General features: G+C 74.4%; 15 protein-coding genes. 12 read left to right on the top strand and 3 right to left on the bottom strand.

The genetic code is table 11. From position 1 onward, the window contains the following. Positions 1-12: 12 nt before the first annotated feature. Positions 13-585: a GNAT family N-acetyltransferase gene (locus ACFW1I_RS01785; RefSeq protein ID WP_384665110.1), complete on the top strand. Its 573-nt coding sequence runs from the start codon at positions 13-15 to the stop codon at positions 583-585. 13 nt (positions 586-598) lie between these two features. On the opposite strand, the gene ACFW1I_RS01790 is transcribed toward ACFW1I_RS01785, so the two are convergent. Then, entirely contained in the window at positions 599-1045 is a 447-nt protein-coding gene (locus ACFW1I_RS01790; RefSeq protein ID WP_384665112.1) for a hypothetical protein, read from the bottom strand. An 11-nt stretch (positions 1046-1056) separates the two neighbouring features. Further along, positions 1057-1959: a LysR family transcriptional regulator gene (locus tag ACFW1I_RS01795; RefSeq protein WP_384665114.1), complete on the bottom strand. Its 903-nt coding sequence runs from the start codon at positions 1957-1959 to the stop codon at positions 1057-1059. Positions 1960-2177: 218 nt separating this feature from the next. Here ACFW1I_RS01795 and ACFW1I_RS01800 point away from each other — a divergent pair, with 218 nt between their 5' ends. Together ACFW1I_RS01800 and ACFW1I_RS01805 are read left to right on the top strand one after the other, a co-directional pair. Continuing rightward, positions 2178-3080 carry a DMT family transporter gene (locus ACFW1I_RS01800; RefSeq protein WP_384665168.1) on the top strand — a complete coding sequence of 301 codons (903 nt, stop codon included), beginning with the start codon at positions 2178-2180 and terminating at the stop codon, positions 3078-3080. A 121-nt stretch (positions 3081-3201) separates the two neighbouring features. Next, on the top strand, positions 3202-3384 hold the full coding sequence (locus ACFW1I_RS01805) for a DUF1272 domain-containing protein (RefSeq protein ID WP_384665116.1): 183 nt from the start codon (positions 3202-3204) through the stop codon (positions 3382-3384). 12 nt (positions 3385-3396) lie between these two features. Here ACFW1I_RS01805 and ACFW1I_RS01810 read toward each other — a convergent pair whose 3' ends face one another. Then, complete coding sequence (locus ACFW1I_RS01810) at positions 3397-3969, bottom strand: dihydrofolate reductase family protein (protein WP_384665118.1); 573 nt, start codon at positions 3967-3969, stop codon at positions 3397-3399. A gap of 190 nt (positions 3970-4159) precedes the next feature. Here ACFW1I_RS01810 and ACFW1I_RS01815 point away from each other — a divergent pair, with 190 nt between their 5' ends. The 9 genes from ACFW1I_RS01815 to ACFW1I_RS01855 form a co-directional block, all read left to right on the top strand. Then, positions 4160-4963 (top strand): TIGR03084 family metal-binding protein, encoded by an 804-nt coding sequence (locus ACFW1I_RS01815; protein WP_384665120.1) that lies wholly within the window; start codon positions 4160-4162, stop codon positions 4961-4963. After that, entirely contained in the window at positions 4960-6642 is a 1683-nt protein-coding gene (locus tag ACFW1I_RS01820) for an acyclic terpene utilization AtuA family protein (protein ID WP_384665122.1), read from the top strand. Before ACFW1I_RS01815 ends, ACFW1I_RS01820 begins: the two co-directional genes overlap by 4 nt. A 31-nt stretch (positions 6643-6673) precedes the next feature. Then, positions 6674-8272, top strand: a complete 1599-nt coding sequence (locus ACFW1I_RS01825; RefSeq protein WP_384665124.1) for an acyl-CoA carboxylase subunit beta — start codon at positions 6674-6676, stop codon at positions 8270-8272. 19 nt (positions 8273-8291) lie between these two features. After that, positions 8292-10184 carry an acetyl/propionyl/methylcrotonyl-CoA carboxylase subunit alpha gene (locus ACFW1I_RS01830; protein WP_384665126.1) on the top strand — a complete coding sequence of 631 codons (1893 nt, stop codon included), beginning with the start codon at positions 8292-8294 and terminating at the stop codon, positions 10182-10184. Continuing rightward, a complete protein-coding gene (locus ACFW1I_RS01835) occupies positions 10181-11314 on the top strand; it encodes an acyl-CoA dehydrogenase family protein (RefSeq protein WP_384665128.1) in 1134 nt (377 codons plus the stop codon). The genes ACFW1I_RS01830 and ACFW1I_RS01835 overlap by 4 nt, the downstream gene beginning before the upstream one ends. Positions 11315-11413: 99 nt before the next feature. After that, a complete protein-coding gene (locus ACFW1I_RS01840) occupies positions 11414-12058 on the top strand; it encodes an excalibur calcium-binding domain-containing protein (RefSeq protein ID WP_384665130.1) in 645 nt (214 codons plus the stop codon). Positions 12059-12195: 137 nt separating this feature from the next. Next, positions 12196-13770 (top strand): AMP-binding protein, encoded by a 1575-nt coding sequence (locus ACFW1I_RS01845; protein ID WP_384665132.1) that lies wholly within the window; start codon positions 12196-12198, stop codon positions 13768-13770. Positions 13771-13779: 9 nt separating this feature from the next. Further along, on the top strand, positions 13780-14508 hold the full coding sequence (locus ACFW1I_RS01850) for an enoyl-CoA hydratase family protein (protein WP_384665134.1): 729 nt from the start codon (positions 13780-13782) through the stop codon (positions 14506-14508). Further along, positions 14496-14969: TetR/AcrR family transcriptional regulator (locus tag ACFW1I_RS01855; protein ID WP_384665136.1), on the top strand; the 474-nt coding region annotated here is incomplete at its 3' end. The genes ACFW1I_RS01850 and ACFW1I_RS01855, both read left to right, overlap by 13 nt.

Here is a 14969-nt window from a genome sequence, read left to right on the forward strand (position 1 = left end):
TAAGTACGGCGGATGGAGCGATCGCCCTACCCCCGTACCCCCCGGCTCGTCCTCCGCGAGCTGGTCGGCGACGACGTGTCCGCCGTGCACGGGATCTACGGCTCCGAGGCCGTGACCGAGCACCTGAGCTTCGCGCCGCGCTCCCTGGACGAGGTGCGGGGGATCGTCGGGCGGTCGATCGAGTCGGCGCGGGCCGTGCCCCGGGAGGAGTACGCGCTGGCGGTCGTCGAGCGGGGATCGGGCGCGCTCGTGGGGTTCACGCGGCTCGCGCTCGACCCGCACCAGCAGCGTGCGGCGACCGTCGGCTTCGCGTTGCGGCCGGAGTCGTGGGGGGTCGGTTACGGGCGGGAGACCGTCGGGCTCGTCCTGGACCTGGCCTTCGGGGAGCTGGACCTGCACCGGGTGTGGGCGGCGCGGGCGCCGCTCAACACCGCCTCGGCCCGTACGCTCCTCGCCGCCGGTTTCACCGAGGAGGGGCGGATCCGGGGGCACGTGTTCGTGCGCGGGGTGTGGCGCGACTCGGTCACGTACGGGGTCCTCCGCGAGGAGTGGGCGGCGGCGCGGGGGTCCGGGCGGTGGTCCTGACGGCGCCGGCGGCTCAGAAGGAGAAGTGCTTGAGGACGGACAGGCCGCTTTCCGCCGTCCGTGCGTAGAAGGTGCGGAGTTCGGCGTGGTCCGCCGCGAGGTGGTCCCGCAGGCCGGTGTCGGTGCAGTCGGCCCACAGGCCGGTGAAGTCGGCCCGTGCGAGGAACGCCGCCGCTCGCGCCACGTCCTCCGGAGTCATCGCCAGGTGGCCGGGGCCGCCCGCGGGGTCCTCGATGTGGTCGCCGCCGAAGACGGGCAGTTCGCCGTCGGCGTCCTGGCCGCCCCGGGGGAAGTACACGTCGTGCAGCTGGAAGAAGCCGTGCGTGAGCCAGACGGCCTCTCCGGCCTCCACCCGCCGGTCCATCTCGTCGAACTCGATGTCGAAGAAGGCGTCGCAGCCCGCCTGGTCGGCGGGAACGGCGGAGGCCGGCAGCGCCTGGAAGTAGATCCACATGCTCATGGGCGGTGACGCTAGGCGTCGGCACCGACAATCTCGCGGGCCATCGCGACCAGCGCCTCCGTCGCCGGGTGCGGGAAGGCGTCGCGCCAGGCCAGGACCACGGGGAGCGGGGGTGCGTCGGGCAGGGGGCGGTAGGTGACGCCCGGGTGGGGGTGGAGGGCGGCGGTCGAGGCGGAGGAGACGCCCACGCCTCGGGCGGCGGCGATGGCGGTGAGCCAGTCGTCGGTGTTGGCGACCGTGAGGGTGCTGGTGGGGCGGGCGGGCAGCGGCCACAGGGTGAGGGTGGTCGTGCCGGAGACGGTGTTGAGGACGACGGTCTCGTCCGCGAGGTCGAGGAGGGTGAGGTCGCCGGGGCGGTCCGCCAGCGGGCTGTCGGCGGGGAGGGCGGCGACCCTCGGTTCGGTGGTGAGTTCGGCGGTGACCAGGCCAGGGGCCTCGACGGTGCCGCGCAGCAGGGCCGCGTCGACCTGGCCGCGGGCGAGGCCGGCGGTGCGGTCGTCGATGCGGAGGAGTTCGAGGGGGGTCTCCGGGTGCTCGCGCTGCCAGCGGCGCAGCAGTGGGGTGGTGTACGGGCCGTAGGCGGACCAGGCGTGGCCGAGGCGGAGCGGGCGGTGGCGCAGCCGGGCGGGGTCGACGGCGGCGTCGAAGGCGGCGAGGGCGGCGGCGGCCCGTTCGCGGAAGGCGCGGCCCTCGGCCGTGAGGGCGAGGTGGTGGGTGGAGCGGTCGACGAGCCGGGCGCCGAGGTGCCGTTCGAGGGCGGCGAGGGTGCGGGAGACGGCGGGCTGTGTGAGGTGGAGGCGGGCGGCGGCCCGGGTGAGGTTCTCCTCCTCGGCGATGGCGAGGAAGCAGCGGAGGTGGCGCAGCTCGATGCTCACGGTCATGTCTCTGGAGCATAACCGCAGGCCGATCGGCATTTCCGCTGCCGCACCCGGGCTCCGTAGCGTGGAAGCGGAATTCGGTCGTCAGGGTGCGGGGGAGTGCACTACTCTGGACTGAGGGTTTAATGGATTGGACTTCCGGGTGCGGAGGAGTGGTGGCCGTGGACAGCCAGGTGACAGCGGGGGCAGGGGCGACGGGAGTGGCCCCCGGCCCGGGCGCCGCCCCGGCCGCCGCCCCCGCCCCCGTCGCGGCCGTGGCCCCGTCGCCGGAGGTCGCGGCCCACACCGGCCGCCTCACCCGGGCCGGCCGCTCCGCCCGCTTCGGACCCGTCGCGCTCGTCGTCGCCGGCGGGCTCTCCGTCCAGTTCGGCTCGGCGATCGCCGTGCTGCTGATGCCCCGGGCCGGCGCGCTCGGTGTCGTCACGCTGCGGCTGGTGCTGGCGGCGCTCGTGCTGCTGCTGGTCTGCCGGCCGAAGGTGCGCGGCTACAGCCGCGCCGACTGGGGGACCGTCGTCGGCTTCGGCATCGCCCTCGCGGGCATGAACATGCTCTTCTACCAGTCGGTCGACCGGATCCCGCTCGGCGCCGCCGTCACCCTGGAGGTGCTCGGCCCGCTGATCCTCTCCGTCGTCGCCTCCCGCCGGCTCGTCAACCTCCTCTGGGCCGGCCTCGCGCTCGGCGGCGTCGCCCTGCTCAGCGGCGGCGGCTTCGAGCGGCTGGACCCGCTCGGCGCGGGCTTCGCGCTCGCGGCGGGCGCCATGTGGGCGGCGTACATCGTCTTCAGCGCCCGCACCGGCCGCCGCTTCCCGCAGGCCGACGGCCTGGCGCTCGCGATGGCCTTCGGCGCGGTCCTCAGCCTGCCGTTCGGCATCGCGTCGGCGGGCGACGCGCTGCTCGTACCGTCGACGATCGGCCTGGGCCTCGGCATCGCGCTGCTCTCCTCGGTGCTGCCGTACACCCTCGAAATGCTCGCCCTGCGCCGGATGCCCGCCCCCACCTTCGCCGTCCTGATGAGCCTCGAACCGGCCATCGCGGCGGCCGCCGGCTTCTTCATCCTGCACCAGGCCCTGTCGGTGACCGACGCCCTCGCCATCGCGCTCGTCATCGGCGCGAGCATCGGCGCGGTCCGCACCCAGACGGCGGCGGCCGCCCCGTAGCCGGCCCCTCGGGTACGCCCCCGGCCCCTCGGGTACGCCCCCGACCGGCCCTGTCCCGATCCTGTCGATCCCTGGCCGCCGTCCTGTTTCGGCCACCGCCCCGGCCGACGATCATGGACGCATGGCTCTTGAGATGCGCGACCGCTGCGAACGCTGCGAGACGACGGCCCTGCCGGCCGACGGCCCCGCCCGGATCTGCTCCTACGAGTGCACCTTCTGCGTGCCCTGCACGGAGGAGATGTCCGGCACCTGCCCCAACTGCGGCGGGGAACTGGTCCCGAGGCCGACCCGCCGGAGCGCCTGAGTCCGGCCGGGTTCAGCGGACGACGTCGAAGACCTGCTTCTGGATGCCGTTGGCGTACGCCTCGTGCTCGACGAGCTGCAGCTTCTGGGCGTCCTTGTCCGTCGTGCTGAAGAGGCGCTTGCCGGCGCCGAGGAGCAGCGGGAAGACCAGCAGGTGGTAGCGGTCGATCAGGCCCGCGTCGGAGAGGGCGCGGTTCAGGGTCGCGCTGCCGTGCATGATGATCGGGCCGCCCTCGGTCTCCTTCAGGGCGGCGACCTCCTCGACCGAGCGCAGGATCGTCGTCGGGCCCCAGTCGGAGACCAGGTCGTCGTCGGTGAGGGTGGTGGAGACGACGTACTTCGGCATCTCCTTGTAGTCCGCGAAGTCCGCCATGCCCGGCCACACCGGGCTGAACGCCTCGTAGCTGGCGCGGCCGAGCAGCATCGCGGTCGCCTCCTGCTGCTCGCGGCCCTTGAGCTCGTACGCCTCCGGCAGGAACTCGATGTCCTTGAAGGTCCAGCCGGCGTTCCGGTAGCCCTCCTCGCCGCCGGGGGCCTCGACGACGCCGTCGAGGGAGACGAAGGCGGAGCTGATGAGCGTGCGCATGTCGGTTCCTCTGTTCTCTGGGCCCTGCGTTCCGGTGTGTTCATGGTCTAGGACGGCGGTCCGCTCCGAAACTCATCGGCCACCGCCGGCATCTTTTTCAAGCAAGCGTGCTTGATTGTTTCTCGGATCGCTGCCATGCTCCGACTCCTCAGGACCGTCCTCACGCCCGTCCTCCCGAGGGGAGCGCACCGTGTCCGACCCCGGCGCCGTTCACGCGGTCATCGCCGACCTGTGTGCCGAAGGTGACGAACTCGATCTGCTCGTCGCGGAGTTGGACGACGACGGCTGGGCGCTCGGCACGCCCGCCGCCGGCTGGACCGTCGCCCACCAGATCGCCCATCTCGCCTGGACCGACCGGGCCGCGCTGCTCGCCGTCACCGACGCCGACGCGTTCGCCGCCGAGGTCGAGAAGGCGCTCGCCGCGCCCGGGCGGTTCGTCGACGACGGGGCGGCGGAGGGGGCCGCGCTGCCCCCGGCCGAGCTGCTCGCGCGCTGGCGGGACGGGCGGGAGCGGCTGCGGGAGGCGCTGCTCGGCGTGGCGCCGGGCGGGCGGTTCCCCTGGTACGGGCCGCCGATGAGCGCGCCGGCGATGGCGACCGCGCGGCTGATGGAGACCTGGGCGCACGCGCAGGACGTGGCCGACGCGCTCGGTGTCGTCCGGACGCCCACCGCGCGGCTGCGGCACGTCGCCTGGATCGGGCACCGGGCCCGCGGGTACGCCTACCTGGCGCGGGGCGAGCAGCCGCCCGCCGAGCCGGTGCGGGTGGAACTCGTGGCGCCGGACGGGGAGTCGTGGACGTACGGCCCCGAGGACGCCGCCCAGCGGGTCACCGGGACCGCCCTCGACTTCTGTCTGCTCGTCACCCAGCGGGTGCACCGGGACGACACCGGCCTGCGGGCCGACGGCGCCGACGCCGAGCACTGGCTCCGGATCGCCCAGGCGTTCGCCGGACCCGCCGGGGCCGGCCGGGAGCCCAAGGGAGGGGCCAGGTGACGCCGCTGCGGATCGGGAACGCGTCCGGCTTCTACGGCGACCGCTTCGACGCCGTCCGCGAGATGCTGACCGGCGGCCGGCTGGACGTCCTCACCGGCGACTACCTCGCCGAGCTGACCATGCTCATCCTCGGCCGGGACCTGCTGAAGGACCCCTCCGGCGGGTACGCGAAGACCTTCCTGCGGCAGATGGAGGACGGGCTCGGGCTCGCCCACGAGCGCGGCACCCGGATCGTCGCCAACGCCGGCGGGCTCAACCCGGCCGGGCTCGCCGACGCCCTGCGGACGCTCGCCGCGAAGCTCGGCCTGCCGACCCGGGTCGCGCACGTCGAGGGCGACCGGCTGCCGGCCGGGCCGGGCGTCCTGACCGCCAACGCCTACCTCGGCGGCGCCGGGATCGCCGCCTGTCTCGCCGCCGGCGCCGACGTCGTCGTCACCGGCCGGGTGACCGACGCGGCCCTCGTCACCGGGCCGGCGCAGTGGCACTTCGGCTGGGGCCCGGAGGAGTACGACCGGCTCGCCGGGGCCGTCGTCGCCGGGCACGTCCTGGAGTGCGGCACCCAGGCCACCGGCGGCAACTACGCCTTCTTCCGCGAGCACCCCGACCGCGCCCTCCTGCGCCCCGGCTTCCCGCTCGCCGAGCTGTACGAGGACGGGTCGGCCGTCGTCACCAAGCACCCCGGCACCGGCGGCTTCGTCGACGTCGGCACCGTCACCGCCCAGCTGCTGTACGAGACCGGCGGCGCCCGGTACGCGGGCCCCGACGCGACCGCCCGGCTCGACACCGTCCGGCTCACCCAGGACGGGCCCGACCGGGTGCGGATCGACGGGGTGCGGGGCGAGGCGCCGCCGCCCACCCTCAAGGCGGGCCGCTGCCGGCTCGGGGGCCATCGCAACGAGGTCGTCTTCGTCCTCACCGGGCTCGACGTCGACGCCAAGGCCGCGCTCGTCCGCGAGCAGGTCGGCGCCGCGCTCGCCGCCGACCCGCCCGCCGAGGTCCGCTGGGAGCTGGCCCGCACCGACCGGGAGGACGCGGCCACCGAGGAGACCGCCAGCGCCCTGCTCCGGCTCGTCGTCCGCGACCAGGACCCCGGGAAGGTCGGCCGGACCGTGACGGGCGCGGCGATCGAGCTGGCCCTCGCCAGCTACCCCGGCTTCCACGTCACCGCCCCGCCCGGCAAGGGCGCCCCCTACGGCGTCTTCGAGACCGCGTACGTGCCCGCCGCCGACGTGCCGCACACGGCGGTCCTGCCCGACGGGACCCGCGTCGCCGTCCCCGCACCGGCGCGGACCCGCGCCCTGGAGGCCGTACCCGAGCCGGAGCTGCCGCCGGCGCCGCCGGCGGGCACCGTGGTCCGTGCCCCGCTCGGGCGGATCGCGGGGGCCCGCAGCGGCGACAAGGGCGGCGACGCGAACGTCGGCGTGTGGGTGCGGACGGAGCGGGAGTGGCGGTGGCTCGCCCACACCCTGACCGTCGACCTCTTCCGCGAACTCCTGCCGGAGACGGCCTCGTCGGAGGTCACCCGCCATGTGCTGCCCAACCTGCGGGCCCTGAACTTCACCGTCGCCGGGCTCCTCGGCGAGGGCGTCGCCTCCCAGGCCCGCTTCGACCCGCAGGCCAAGGCCCTCGGCGAATGGCTCCGCTCCCGGCACGTCGACGTACCCGCCGAGCTGCTGTGACCGCCCGCCCCGACCTCCCGGAGGAACCGTCGTGACCGTCCTCGCCTCCGCCCTCGACACCGGCGGACCCGACTACCAGGACCATCGGGCCGCGATGCTGGAGAAGCTCGCCGCCCTCGACGCCGAGCACGCCAAGGCCCTCGCGGGCGGCGGCGAGAAGTACACCGCGCGGCACCGGAAGCGCGGCAAGCTGCTGGCCCGCGAGCGGATCGAGCTGCTCGTCGACCCCGACTCGCCGTTCCTGGAGCTGTCCCCGCTCGCCGCCTGGGGCAGCGCCTACCCCGTGGGCGCGTCGCTGGTCACCGGCATCGGCGTCGTCGAGGGCGTCGAGTGCCTGATCACCGCGAACGACCCGACCGTGCGCGGCGGCGCCTCCAACCCGTGGACGCTGAAGAAGGCGCTGCGCGCCAACGAGATCGCGTACGCCAACCGGCTCCCGGTGATCTCGCTGGTCGAGTCCGGCGGCGCCGACCTGCCCTCCCAGAAGGAGATCTTCATCCCGGGCGGGGCGCTCTTCCGCGACCTCACCCGGCTCTCGGCCGCCGGCATCCCGACGGTCGCGGTCGTCTTCGGCAACTCGACGGCCGGCGGCGCGTACGTGCCCGGCATGTCCGACCACACGGTGATGATCGAGGAGCGGTCGAAGGTCTTCCTCGGCGGGCCGCCGCTGGTGAAGATGGCGACCGGCGAGGAGAGCGACGACGAGTCGCTGGGCGGCGCGGCGATGCACGCGCGCGTGTCCGGGCTCGCCGACCACTACGCCGTCGACGAGGCGGACGCGATCCGGCAGGCCCGCCGGATCGTCGCCCGGCTCAACCACCGCAAGGCGCACCCGGATCCGCCGCTCGCGCAGCCGCCGAGGTACGACGCGGAAGAGCTGCTGGGGATCGTGCCCGGCGACCTCAAGACGCCGTTCGACCCGCGCGAGGTGATCGCCCGGATCGTCGACGGCTCCGACTTCGACGAGTTCAAGCCGCTGTACGGGGCCTCGCTGGTGACCGGCTGGGCGAGCCTGCACGGCTATCCGGTGGGGATCCTCGCCAACGCGCAGGGCGTGCTGTTCTCCGCCGAGTCGCAGAAGGCCGCGCAGTTCATCCAGCTGGCGAACCAGCGGGACATCCCGCTGCTCTTCCTCCACAACACCACCGGCTACATGGTCGGCAGGGAGTACGAGCAGGGCGGCATCATCAAGCACGGCGCGATGATGATCAACGCGGTGGCGAACTCGAAGGTCCCGCACCTCTCCGTCCTCATGGGGGCGAGCTACGGCGCCGGGCACTACGGCATGTGCGGCCGGGCGTACGACCCCCGGTTCCTCTTCGCCTGGCCCAGCGCCAAGTCCGCCGTCATGGGGCCGCAGCAGCTCGCCGGGGTGCTGTCGATCGTGGCGCGGGCGTCGGCGGCGGCGAAGGGGCAGCCGTACGACGAGGAGGCGGATGCCGGTCTGCGGGCGCTGGTCGAGGCGCAGATCGAGTCCGAGTCGCTGCCGGTCTTCCTCTCCGGCCTGCTCTACGACGACGGGGTCATCGACCCCCGCGACACCCGCACCGTCCTCGGGCTGTGCCTGTCCGCGATCCACACGGCACCGGTCGAGGGCGCGCGCGGCGGCTTCGGCGTCTTCCGAATGTGAGGCGAATGTGAGTCCCCAGGTGATTTCCACTCTCCTCGTCGCGAACCGTGGCGAGATCGCCTGCCGCGTCTTCCGCACCTGCCGTGAGCTGGGCATCTCCACCGTCGCCGTGTACTCGGACGCCGACGCGGACGCCCTGCACGTGCGGGAGGCGGACGCGGCGGTACGGCTGCCGGGGGCCGCTCCCGCGCAGACGTATCTGCGCGGTGACCTCGTGGTGGCGGCGGCGCTCGCCGCGGGCGCGGACGCCGTCCACCCCGGCTACGGCTTCCTCTCCGAGAACGCGGACTTCGCCCGGGCCGTGACCGCGGCCGGGCTGGTGTGGATCGGGCCGCCGCCGGAGGCCATCGAGGCGATGGCCTCGAAGACCCGGGCGAAGGAGCTGATGGGCGTCGCCCCGCTCACCGACGTGACGCCGGACGACCTGCCCGTCCTGGTGAAGGCGGCGGCGGGCGGCGGCGGGCGCGGCATGCGGGTGGTCCGCGAACTCGACGATCTGGACGCCGCGTTGAAGGCCGCCTCGGCCGAGGCGGAGAGCGCCTTCGGGGACGGCGAGGTGTTCGTCGAGCCGTACGTGGAGAACGGCCGCCACGTCGAGGTGCAGGTCCTCGCCGACGCCCACGGCACGGTCTGGACCCTCGGCACCCGCGACTGCTCGCTCCAGCGCCGCCACCAGAAGGTGATCGAGGAGGCCCCGGCGCCCGGCCTGCCGCCCGCGCTCGCCGACGAGCTGGCCGAGCGGTCGGTGGCGGCGGCGAAGGCCGTCGGGTACGTCGGCGCGGGCACGGTGGAGTTCCTGGTCGCGGGCGCGCGGGCGCACTTCCTGGAGATGAACACCCGCCTCCAGGTCGAGCACCCGGTGACGGAGGAGGTGTACGGCACCGACCTCGTCGCCCTCCAGATCGCCGTCGCCGAGGGCACCCCGCTCCCGCCGGAGCCGCCCGAGCCCCGGGGCCACGCGGTCGAGGCCCGGCTGTACGCGGAGGACCCGACGGCGGGCTGGGCCCCGCAGACCGGCACCCTGCACGCCTTCGGGGTGACCGGCGTGCGCCTGGACACCGGGTACGCCTCCGGGGACACCGTGCCGGTGCACTACGACGCCATGCTCGCGAAGGTCGTCGCGCACGCGCCGACCCGCGCCGAGGCGGTCCGCCGGCTCGCCCACGCCCTCGAACGGGCCGTGATCCACGGGCCCGTCACCAACCGCGACCTCCTCGTCGCCTCCCTGCGGCACCCCGGCTTCCAGGACGCCGGCCGGCTCGACACCGGCTTCTACGGCCGGCACCTGGACGAGCTGACCCGCCCGCGCGCCGGAGAGGCGCACGCGGCCGTCGCCGCCGCCCTCGCGGACGCGGCCCGCAACGGCGGCCGGTTCGGCGGCGGTTGGCGGAACGTGCGCTCCGGGGAGCAGACCAAGACGTACGGGGGCCACGAGGTCCGCTACCGGCCCACCCGGGACGGCGGTTACGAGGTGGCGGCCCCCGAGGGCGTCCGGGTCGTGCGGGCCGCACCCGATCGCGTGCGGCTCGAAGTGGCGGGCGTCGTCCGGGACTTCGAGGTGGCCTCGGACGACTCCGGGACCGTCCACGTCGGCCCGTACCGCCTCACCCCCAGCCCCCGCTTCACCGACCCGCGCGAGCGGACCCTCCCCGGGTCGCTCCTCGCGCCCATGCCCGGCACCGTCGTCCGGCTCGCGGACGGCCTCGCCGTCGGCGACCGGGTCGAGGCGGGGCAGCCCCTGCTCTGGCTGGAGGCGATGAAGATGGAGCACAAGGTCGCCGCTCCCGCCTCCGGCACGCTCACCGCGCTCCACGCCGCCCCCGGCCGCCAGGTCGAGGTCGGTGCCCTGCTCGCCGTCGTACAGACCGATCCCGTCGTACAGACCGATGCACAGGAGGACCAGACCGTATGAGCACCGACATCGAGCCCCGCGAGCACACCGAGCTCCGCGCCGCCGTCTCCGCGCTCGGCCGCCGCCACGGTCCCGGCTTCGACCGGGCCGCCCTCTGGGCGGAGGCCGGCAAGCTCGGCTATCTGGGCGTGAACCTGCCGGAGGAGTACGGCGGCGGGGGCGGCGGCATGGCCGAGCTGTCCATCGTCCTGGAGGAGGCGGGCGCCGCCGGGGCCCCGCTCCTGATGATGGTCGTCTCGCCCGCGATCTGCGGCACGGTCATCTCCCGCTTCGGCACCGACGGGCAGAAGGAGGCGTGGCTGCCCGGGCTCGCCGACGGCTCGAAGACCATGGCGTTCGGCATCACCGAGCCCGACGCCGGCTCCAACTCCCACCGCATCACCACCACCGCGACCCGCACCGAGGACGGCTGGGTCCTCAACGGCCGGAAGGTCTTCGTCTCGGGCGTCGACATCGCCGACGCGACCCTGATCGTCGGCCGCACCTCGGACGCCCGCACCGGCAGCCTCAAGGCGTGCCTGTTCATCGTCCCGCGCGACACCCCCGGCTTCGGGCGGCGGCACATCGAGATGGAACTCGACGCGGACGAGAAGCAGTTCGAGCTGACCCTGGACGACGTGCACCTCCCGGCGGACGCGCTCGTCGGCGACGAGGACGCGGGGCTGCTGCAGCTCTTCGCGGGGCTCAACCCGGAGCGGATCATGACGGCCGCCTTCGCGATCGGCATGGGCCGGTACGCCCTCGACCGGGCCGTCGCGTACGCCAAGGAGCGGCAGGTCTGGAAGGCGCCCATCGGCGCCCACCAGGCCATCGCCCACCCGCTCGCGCAGGCCCACATCGAGCTCGAACTCGCCCGCCTGATGATGCAGAAGGCGGCGAAGCTGTACGACGCGGGCGACGACCTCGGGGCCGGCGAGGCCGCCAACATGGCGAAATACGCGGCGGGCGAGGCGTGCGTGAAGGCGGTCGACACCGCCGTGCACACCCTCGGCGGCAACGGCCTCACCAAGGAGTTCGGCCTCGCCCGGCTGATCCCGGCGTCCCGGGTGGCCCGGATCGCCCCGGTCAGCCGCGAGATGGTCCTGAACTTCGTCTCGACCCACTCCCTGGGTCTGCCCAAGTCGTACTGAATCCGGGATTCCGCACGCCGGTTGTGAAGGTCGTGTGTACGATCCACGGCCACGGCACTCCGCTCGGTGCCGTCGTCCCTTCAGGCCCTGGAGTCGCGCGTGTACCCGCAGACCAACCCGTACCAGCCCGCCCCGGCGTGGCAGCCCCCGCGCCGGTGGTGGCAGCACCCGGCGCTGATCATCACGCTGCTCGTGGTGCTCCCGCCGGCGGGCATCGGCCTGGCGTGGCTGGGCCGGTGGACGACCCGGACCAAGATCGTGGCGTCGGTCCTCTCCGGCCTGTGGTTCCTGCTGATCCTGGTCAGCGAGCCGGAGAAGGAGAAGACGCCGGGCGACGACCCGAAGCCGGCGGTGACGGCGTCGGCGACGGCCACCCCGACGCCGACTCCGACGCCGACGCCGACTCCGACCGTGGAGCCGACCACCGGTTCGCCGACCCCGGAGCCGACGACCGAGGCCCCCACGCCGACGCCCACCCCGACGCCGGAGCCCACGACCGAGCCGCCCACCATGAAGGCCCCCGAGCCGACCACGCAGGCCCCGAAGCCCGCGCCCACCACCCCGAAGCCCACCCCGAAGCCGGTCCAGACGACCCAGCCCCCGGAGACGGCCGAGCCGGAGCCCGAGGTCTACTACGCCAACTGCACGGCCGTCCGCGCCGCCAACGCCGACCCCATCCGCATCGGGGACCCCGGCTACGGCAGCCACCTGGACCGCGACGGCGACGGCATCGCCTGCGAGTGACCCGCCCGGACGGGGTCGCCGCCGATAAACCATGCAGGCGTGCTTGATTGTTTTACGGAGGGCTGCCAGGGTCTCCCCAAGCGGTGCCCACACGGGCGATCCTGGCGACCACCTTCCACCTCTCCAGGGGGTCACGCATGGTGTTCCACAGCGAGTACGAGCCCGTCCCCACCCTGTCCCTCCCCATCCACGACGCCGTCCTCGGCGGGGCCGCCGCCTTCGGTGACGCGCCCGCCCTGGTCGACGGGGCCGGGGAGCTGTCCCTGTCGTACGCGCAGGTGGACGCCTTCCACCGGCGGGTCGCCGCCGGGCTCGCGGAGGCCGGGGTGCGGAAGGGGGACGTGCTCGCGCTGCACAGCCCCAACACCGTGCTCTTCCCGATCGCGTTCTACGCCGCCACCCGCGCCGGCGCCTCCGTCACCACCGTCCACCCGCTGGCCACGCCCGAGGAGTTCGCCAAGCAGCTGCGCGACTCGGCGGCGCGCTGGATCGTCACCGTCTCGCCGCTGCTGCCGGCCGCCCGGGCCGCCGCCGAACTGGCGGGCGGCGTCGAGGAGATCTTCGTCTGCGACGCGGCGCCCGACGGCGAGGGCGTGCGCTCCCTCCAGGCGTTCCTCGGTTCGACCGCGCCCGAGCCGGAGATCGCCGTCGATCCCGCCGAGGACGTCGCCGCCCTGCCGTACTCCTCCGGCACCACCGGCGTCCCCAAGGGCGTGATGCTCACCCACGCCTCCATCGCGACCAACCTGGCGCAGCTGGATCCGCTGATCCCGATGGGGCCGGGCGACCGCATCCTGGCGATCCTGCCCTTCTTCCACATCTACGGGCTCACGGCCCTGATGAACGCGCCGCTCCGCAAGGGCGCCACCGTCGTCGTCCTGCCCCGCTTCGAGCTCGACACCTTCCTCGGCGCGATCCAGAAGCACCGGATCAACGGCCTGTACGTGGCTCCGCCGATCGTGCTCGCGCTCGCCAAGCACCCGGCCGTCGCCGACTACGACCTGTCCTCGCTGGAGTACATCGTCTCGGCCGCCGCCCCGCTCGACGCGGCGCTCGCCGAGGCGTGTTCGGCGCGGCTCGGGCTGCCGCCGGTGCGGCAGGCGTACGGGATGACCGAGCTGTCCCCGGGCACCCACGTCACCCCGCTCGCCGCCGACAGCCCGCCGCCCGGCACCGTCGGGAAGCTGCTGCCCTCCACCGAGCTGCGGATCCTCTCCCTCGACGACCCGGCGAAGGACGCCGCGCCGGGCGAGGAGGGCGAGATCGCCGTCCGGGGACCGCAGGTGATGAAGGGGTACCTGGGGCGGCCGGACGCGACCGCCGAGATGATCGACGCCGACGGGTGGGTGCACACCGGCGACATCGGCCGGGTCGACGCCGACGGCTGGCTCTACGTCGTCGACCGGGTGAAGGAACTCATCAAGTACAAGGGCTTCCAGGTCGCCCCGGCCGAGCTGGAGGCCCTGCTCCTCACCCACGAGGGCGTCGCCGACGCCGCCGTCGTCGGGGTGACGGACGCCGAGGGGACGGAGATACCCAAGGCGTTCGTGGTGCGCCAGCCGGCCGCGCCCGGGCTGACCGCCGAGGAGGTCATGGCCCATGTGGCCGCCCGCGTCTCCCCGTACAAGAAGGTCCGGGCCGTCGAGTTCATCGAGGCGGTGCCCCGGGCCGCCTCCGGAAAGATCCTGCGCCGCGAGCTGCGAGAGAGCTGAGGACCGTCCATGACCCTGGTCGCCGTCACCGAGGAGCGGGGGATCGTCACCCTCGCCCTCGACTCCCCGGACACCCGCAACGCCCTGTCGGCCGCGCTCGTCGCCGAACTCGGCGAGGCGCTGGCGGCGGCCGGGAAGGACCCCGCCGTGCGGGCGGTGGTGCTCACCCACACGGGCACCACGTTCAGCGCGGGCGCGGACCTGAAGGCGCCGCCGAGCCCGTACGTCTTCGTGGACCTGCTCCGGCAGGTCGTGGAGCTGCCCAAGCCGGTCGTCGGGCACGTCACGGCCGGCGGCCGCGCCCGCGCGGGCGGCCTCGGACTGCTGGGCGCCTGTGACATCGTGGTGGCGGGGGAGGGGGCGGACTTCGCGCTCACCGAGGTACGGATCGGGGTGGCGCCGGCGGTGATCTCGCTGACCCTGCTGCCGCGCCTCGAACCGAGGGCGGCGGCCCGCCACTACCTGACCGGCGAGCGGTTCGGCGTCCCCGAGGCGCGGGCCATGGGCCTCGTCACGGCCGGCGACGACGAGCTCGGCGCCATCCTGGACGGTCTGCGGGCCGGCTCGCCGCAGGGGCTGCGCGAGTCGAAGCGGCTGGTCACCGCTAGAGTCCTGGAGACCTTCGAGCGCGACGCGGAGGAACTCGTGCAGAGATCGGCCACGCTCTTCGCCTCCGCCGAGGCGCGCGAGGGCATGACGGCCTTCCTCGAACGACGGGACCCCGAATGGCGGCTGTGACCGCGCCCCGGCAGGACGGACCCGCGGCGTCCGACCGGAGCCCCAAGCAGGACCGGAGCCGCGCCACCCGGCAGCGGCTCCTGGAGGCCGCCGTGGCCTGTCTCGCCGAGTACGGCTGGGCGGGCTCCACGGTGGCCGTGGTCGCCGAGCGGGCGGGGGTGTCGCGGGGCGCCGCCCAGCACCACTTCCCGACCCGCGAGGACCTGTTCACGGCGGCCGTCGAGTACGTCGCGGAGGAGCGCTCGCACGCCCTGCGGGCGCTGCCCACCGACGACCGGGCGCAGACCGTCGCCGCGCTCGTCGGCCTCTTCACCGGGCCCCTCTTCCGGGCCGCGCTCCAGCTGTGGGTGGCGGCCGCGCACGAGGACCAGCTCCGCGACCGGGTCGCGGCGCTGGAGGCCCGGGTGGGGCGCGAGTCGCTCCCGATCCCCGGCCCGCTGCTCGGCCCCCTCGGGTCGCGG

Source organism: Streptomyces sp. NPDC058955 (genome assembly GCF_042741435.1).
Taxonomy (GTDB): Bacteria; Actinomycetota; Actinomycetes; order Streptomycetales; family Streptomycetaceae; genus Streptomyces.